General features: G+C 74.0%; 5 protein-coding genes and 1 riboswitch. Of the genes, 2 read left to right on the forward strand and 3 right to left on the reverse strand.

Annotated elements, in window-relative coordinates; all coding sequences use genetic code 11:
* The coding region (locus VF468_11460; GenBank protein ID HEX5878921.1) for a trehalose-6-phosphate synthase at window positions 1-1041 on the reverse strand (1041 nt) is incomplete at its 3' end.
* Between the two features lie 101 nt (window positions 1042-1142).
* On the opposite strand from VF468_11460, the gene VF468_11465 reads away from it, so the two are divergent.
* A complete protein-coding gene (locus VF468_11465; protein HEX5878922.1) occupies window positions 1143-2327 on the forward strand; it encodes an AI-2E family transporter in 1185 nt (394 codons plus the stop codon).
* On the opposite strand, the gene VF468_11470 is transcribed toward VF468_11465, so the two are convergent.
* Window positions 2284-3147, reverse strand: a complete 864-nt coding sequence (locus VF468_11470; protein ID HEX5878923.1) for an HAD family phosphatase — start codon at window positions 3145-3147, stop codon at window positions 2284-2286. The two genes, VF468_11465 and VF468_11470, sit on opposite strands and share 44 nt — an antisense overlap.
* Before the next feature lies 1 nt (window position 3148).
* On the reverse strand, window positions 3149-4144 hold the full coding sequence (locus VF468_11475) for a glucosyl-3-phosphoglycerate synthase (protein HEX5878924.1): 996 nt from the start codon (window positions 4142-4144) through the stop codon (window positions 3149-3151).
* A 121-nt stretch (window positions 4145-4265) separates the two neighbouring features.
* A riboswitch (SAM riboswitch) is annotated at window positions 4266-4374 on the forward strand.
* A gap of 62 nt (window positions 4375-4436) precedes the next feature.
* Here VF468_11475 and thrC point away from each other — a divergent pair.
* Window positions 4437-5699, forward strand: coding sequence for a threonine synthase (thrC, locus tag VF468_11480; protein ID HEX5878925.1), 1263 nt, complete (start codon window positions 4437-4439; stop codon window positions 5697-5699).
* Window positions 5700-5784 lie beyond the last annotated feature (85 nt).

The following is a 5784-nucleotide window of genomic DNA, read 5'->3' on the forward strand; positions in this document are numbered from 1 at the left end:
GGCCATGTGCTTCACCTCGGCCGTGTACGCCTGGTACTCGGGCAGGTCGCGCCGGGAGGGATAGGTGAGGGCGTAGTGGACCACCCGCCCCCGGGCTCTGGGGTTCCGCTCCAGGAACATGCCATAGCCCTCCAGCCCGCGCAGAATGTTCTTGGACAGCTCCATGCGGTCGACCCGCACGATCAGGCTGCGGCCCCTGGCCAGCTCGGCCACCACCCGGTCCTGGGCGCGGGCGTCGGGCTGGGCGGCCCGCTCCCGGAGGGCGTCGCCGTCCACCCCGAGCGGGTAGGTGCGCACCTGCACCAGGCGGCCGTCGGCGGCCTGGACCGTGCCGGCGGTGAAGTCGACCCGGTAGCCGGCGTCGAGGCAGCAGTGGAGGAAGTTGCGGGCCCAGCGGGGGACCAGGAACCCGAGCAGGTCGGCCCCGAGCATCCCGTCCAGGACCGCGCCGGCCACCCGGCCGGGCAGCATGTGGAAGTAGCCGGGGTCGGCCCAGGGGCAGTGGCTGAAGTGGGCGACGCGCAGGTCGGGCCGGCGCCGGCGCAGCATCGCCGGGACCAGGGCCAGGTGGTAGTCCTGCACGAACACCTCGGCCCCCGGACCGGCCTCGTCGTCGCAGGCGCCGGCGAAGGCCTGGTTGACGCCCTCGTAGTGCTGCCAGGCGACCCGGAAGCCGCGGTCGAAGCGGGGGTGGCGGGGCACGTCGAACAGGTGGTGGTGCAGGAACCAGATGGTCCGGTTGGCGACCCGGTTGTAGTAGCTCTGGTACTCCCGCGGATCAAAGGCCAGGCTGCGCAGGCGCACGTCCCCCTGGGCCAGCTCGACGGTGCGCAGCCGCCCCGAGCGGGCGACCCGCCGGGCCGCCACCCGGTCCCCCTCGGTGATGGCGGCCGCGACCCAGGTGCCGGCCTGGCCGGCCAGGGCCGGGCCGAGGGCGGCCACCATGCCGCCGGCGCCCCGGCCGGCGCTCAGGTTGCCGTCGTCGTCCACCTCGAACTGGACCGGACCGCGGTTGGACGCCACCACCAGCTCGGCCATCATCGCAACACCAGCCTTTCGGCGTCACCAGGAACCACTATGCTCTAAGAGCATCCTGGCATTCCTGAACGCGACGGTCGACCGGATCCGAAGGCGGCGAGGCATTGACCCAGACGGGCGAGGAGGCGGCCCGGGCGGCGACGCGGGCGCCCCTGCTCGAGCCGCCGGCGCGCCGCCCCTCCCCGTACGAGCGGTTCGTGCGCGTCGGCATCGTGGCCTGGTGCGGCATCGGCGTGATCATCCTCGGCTACCTGATGGTGCGGCTGATGCTGTACGTCAACCCGGTGCTGCCGCCCCTGCTGATCGCCGTGGCCGTCGTCTACCTGCTCAACCCGCTCGTGTCGGCCCTGGAGCGCCGCGGCGTGCCCCGGGTGGCCGGCGCCGGCATCGTCTACGTCCTGTTCCTGTGCATCGTCGCCCTGGTCGTGTCCCTGCTCGTCCCGGTGGTGACCAGGCAGGTCACCCAGGTGATCGACCACTTCCCCGACTACCTGGCCGATGGGCAGGCCGCCATACGACGACTGGCCGCCCGCTTCGGCCAGGAGCCGGACTTCCGGCTGGACGCCGAGCAGGTCAGGGAGTGGCTGTCGGCGGGCGAGAACCGCCAGGCGGTCACCAGGTACCTGACCGGGCTGCGGTCGGTCACCAACTCGGTCATCAGCGGCCTGATCATCATCGTGCTCGGCCCGGTCATGGCCTTCTACCTGCTGGTCGACCTGCCGCGGCTGCGCCGGGGGGCGATGGCCCTGGTCCCGCCCGCCCGCCGCAACGAGATCCGGGGCCTGATGGACCGGATCGGCCAGGCGGTCGGCGGCTTCTTCCGGGGCCAGCTGCTGGTCGCCCTGTTCGTCGGGGTGGCCTCCTCGATCGGCCTGTGGGCCATCGGGCTGCCGTTCTGGCTGCTGGTCGGGATGGTCGCCGGCGTCTTCAACCTGGTCCCGCTCGTCGGGCCGTTCATCGGCGGCGGGCTGGCCGTGATCATCGCCCTGATCTCCGGCGAGCCCATCAAGGCCGTCTGGGCCGCCCTCGTCCTGCTGGCCGTGCAGCAGATCGACAACCACCTGATCTCCCCTAACGTGATGGGCCGCACCGTCCAGCTCCACCCCGTCGTGGTCATGCTCGCCCTGCTCGTGGGGGCCAGCTTCGCCGGCCTGTTCGGGATGCTGGTGATCGTGCCCCTGGTCGCCGTGGCCAAGATCATCTTCCTGTTCATGTGGTCCAAGTACGTCGACTACGGCGACGAGCTCACCCAGGGCGACCCGGGGTCATCCGCCCGAGCAGGGCGGTGACGGCCTCGGCCCAGCCCTGCCCGGCCGCCGACGGGGTGACGACCACCGGGATGCCGGAGGCGCCGTCGGCCGCCCAGGCGCCGTTGGCGACCAGGAACATGGCCCCGACCACCTCGGCCAGCTGGAGGTCGGCCGGGCTGTCGCCGATGGCGGCCGCCCCGGCCCGGTCGAGGCCGCGGCCGGCCAGGTAGGCGGCGGCCGTGCCGGCCTTGCTGACCCCGGCCGGGAGCAGATGGTAGGCGTGGGCCGGGCCGGGGCCGAGGTGCGGGTAGGCGCCGCGCAGGCGGCCGTTGTCGAGCAGCCGCGCCCAGCCGAGCCCGCGGCCGGCCAGCAGGGCGTCGGCCGCGGCCACCTCGACCTGGCCGCGGAGCAGGAAGGTGCCGCGGCGGCCGAGGTGCCAGGGGGTGTGGGGCTCGATCCGGCCGGCGAAGTGCTCCAGCACCGCGGCCAGGGCGCCCGACCGCTCCAGGGCCTCGGCCGGGCAGTCGCCCAGGTCGCGCGGGGCCTCGCCCCAGACCAGCTCGACCTCCCGGCCCCGGACCAGGACCGTGCCCAGCTCGGCGATGGCGTCGCGGGTCCCGAGCAGGCGGCCCGTCTCCCGCAGCTGGGCGGCCGTGCGGCCCGAGACGAGCACCACCTCCAGCCCGGCGGCGTGGGCGGCGACCAGGGCCTGGGCGGCGGCCAGGGTGGGGCGGCCGTCCAGGTCGGCCAGCAGCGACCCGTCCCGGCCGACCAGCGTCCCGTCGACGTCGGAGAAGAGCAGGGCCGGGCGGAGCCGGTCCAGCAGCGGCCCGGCGTCGGCCAGGGCCAGCGCCGGCACGCTACTCGGACGCGGCGACGGGGTCGGCCCGTCGCCGCCGGTAGTCGTCGACGGTCACGATCGGCGGGCGCCGGGAGGTGACGATCTCGCGCGGCTCCGGCTGGTACTCGTACTGCTGGTTGGAGAACTGCACCAGGGTGGTGGCGAAGTTCCCCGGGGCCGAGCGGCCCTCCTCGGCCAGCCGCAGGAACGCCGACTGGAGGATGCCGAAGCTCATCCGGCCGAGGGCCTGCATGTCCTGGTTGCGGTGGACGCGCCGGTCCAGGTCGACCTGGGCGATGGCGTCGACCCCGAAGCGGGCGGCGATGTCGACCAGCAGGCCCAGCTCGACTCCGTAGCCGGAGAAGAACGGCACCTGCTCGAGGATCTCGCGGCGTCCGGCGTACTCGCCCGACAGCGGCTGGACGATGCCGGCCAGCTCCGGCCAGAGCAGGTTGATGAGGGGGCGGGCCAGCAGCTCGGTGACCCGGCCGCCGCCGGTGGCCCGCAGGGCGTTGCGCTCCCGGATGGGCCGCTCGTAGAACGCCTTCACGTACTGGATCTCCGGGTCGAGCAGCAGGGGGCCGAGCAGCCCGTAGACGAAGCGGGCGTGGAAGTTGCGGATGTCGGCGTCGATGAAGCAGAGCAGGTCGCCCTCGCAGGCGTGGAGGCTCTTCCAGAGGGCCTCGCCCTTGCCCGACCCCGGGCCTTCGCCGGGCAGGACGTCGTGCTCGAGGAACACCCGGGCCCCCTCGGCCCGGGCGATGGCCGCGGTGTCGTCACCGGAGCCGGCGTCCATGACCACGATCTCGTCGACCAGGCGGGCCCGCTCGACCAGGTTGCGGCGGAGGTTGCGGACGATGCCGCCGACGGTCGCGGCCTCGTCCCGGGTCGGGAGGCAGACCGAGACGGTCACTCCGAGCCGCTCCTTGGCCGCGCGCAGCTTGGCCGGCGACTCGAACTGGCTGTGGTGGAAGGTCCGGTTGCCGAACCACTCCCAGGTGTCGATATCGGTCATCCAGGCTCCCGTGAGGGGCCGCTCCTGTGCGGGCCTCCCCCCCATCATCCCCCGCAGGTGTTGCAGCCATGCAGCGTGCCAGGGCAAGCTGGCCACCACAACTCCATAGGTAGTCCCAGGCGACGCATCCAGAGGGGCGGAGGGACCGGCCCGACGAAGCCCCGGCAACCTCCTCCGGACGAGGAAGGTGCCACTTCCGGCCTCGCCATCGTGGCGAGGGAAGATGCGCCGAGCGGTTGACCGACCGCGGCGCGACGTCGCCCCACGCCGAGCCCGGAGGTCGCCGACCGCCATGACCGACCAGACCCTCGACCACGTCATCCTGCGCTGCCGTGGCTGCCAGACCGCCTACCCCGCCGCCCTCGAGTACGCCTGTTCGCGCTGCCTGGGCCCGCTCGACCCCGAGTACGACGCCGAGGAGGTCGCCAAGCGCCTGAGCCGGGAGGCGATCGAGGCCGGGCCGCGGTCGATCTGGCGCTACGCCCCGCTGCTGCCGGCCAGCCCCGGCCCCGGCGACCTCGCCCCCGGCCTGACCCCGCTGGTCCCGGCGCCCCGCCTGGCCGAGGCGCTGGGCGTGCCCGGCCCCCTGTTCCTCAAGGACGACACCCGCAACCCCACCAACTCCTTCAAGGACCGGGTGGTGGCCGTGGCCGTGGCCAGGGCGCGGGCGTTCGGCCTGTCCACCGTGGCCTGCGCCTCCACCGGGAACCTGGCCGGGGCCACCGCGGCCGCCGCCGCCGCCCAGGGCCTGGAGTGCGTGGTCGTGATCCCGGCCGACCTGGAGGCCGGCAAGGTCGCCTCGGCCGCCGCCTTCGGGGCCACCGTGGTGGCCGTTGAGGGCTCCTACGACCAGGCCAACCGGCTCTCCATGCAGGCCGTGGAGGCCTTCGGCTGGGGCTTCGTCAACGTCAACCTGCGCCCCTGGTACGCCGAGGGCTCCAAGACCGTCGGCCTGGAGGTGGCCGAGCAGCTCGGCTGGTCGCTGCCCGAGCACGTGGTCGTCCCGATCGCCTCCGGCGCCCTGCTCACCAAGGTCCACCAGGGCTTCGGCGCCCTGGCCGACCACGGCCTGGTCGAGCGGACGCCGGTCAGGGTCCACGGCGCCCAGTCGGTCGGCTGCAGCCCGGTGGCCACGGCCTTCGCGGCCGGGGCCGACGAGGTCACCCCGGTGCGGCCCAGCGGCATCGTCAAGTCCCTGGCCATCGGCGACCCGGCCGACGGGGCCGAGGCCCTGGCCACGGTCCGCGGGAGCGGCGGCCGGGTCGAGGCCATCGACGACGAGGAGGTGGTGGAGGCGATCGGGCTGCTGGCCCGCACCACCGGCGTGTTCGGCGAGACCGCCGCCGGGGTGACCGTGGCCACCGTCGGCCGCCTGGCCGCCGGGGGCGCGTTCCGCCCCGGCGAGCGGGTCGTCGCCCTGATCACCGGCCACGGCCTCAAGACCCGCGAGGTCCTCGACGGCCGCGCCGGGGCCACCGTCACCGTCCGCCCCAACATCGACGCCCTCTCCGAGGCCCTGGCCCCCCTCCGCCCGGGCCTGACCATGGCCGGCTAGATGATTGCTTCCGAATCGGAGTGAGGTCGCCGAGTGGTGACAGCTGAGGCGAGGCCGCCGAGAGTTGGCGTTGCGAAAGCAACGT

The sequence above is a fragment of the Actinomycetota bacterium genome (assembly GCA_036280995.1).
Taxonomy (GTDB): Bacteria; Actinomycetota; CALGFH01; order CALGFH01; family CALGFH01; genus CALGFH01.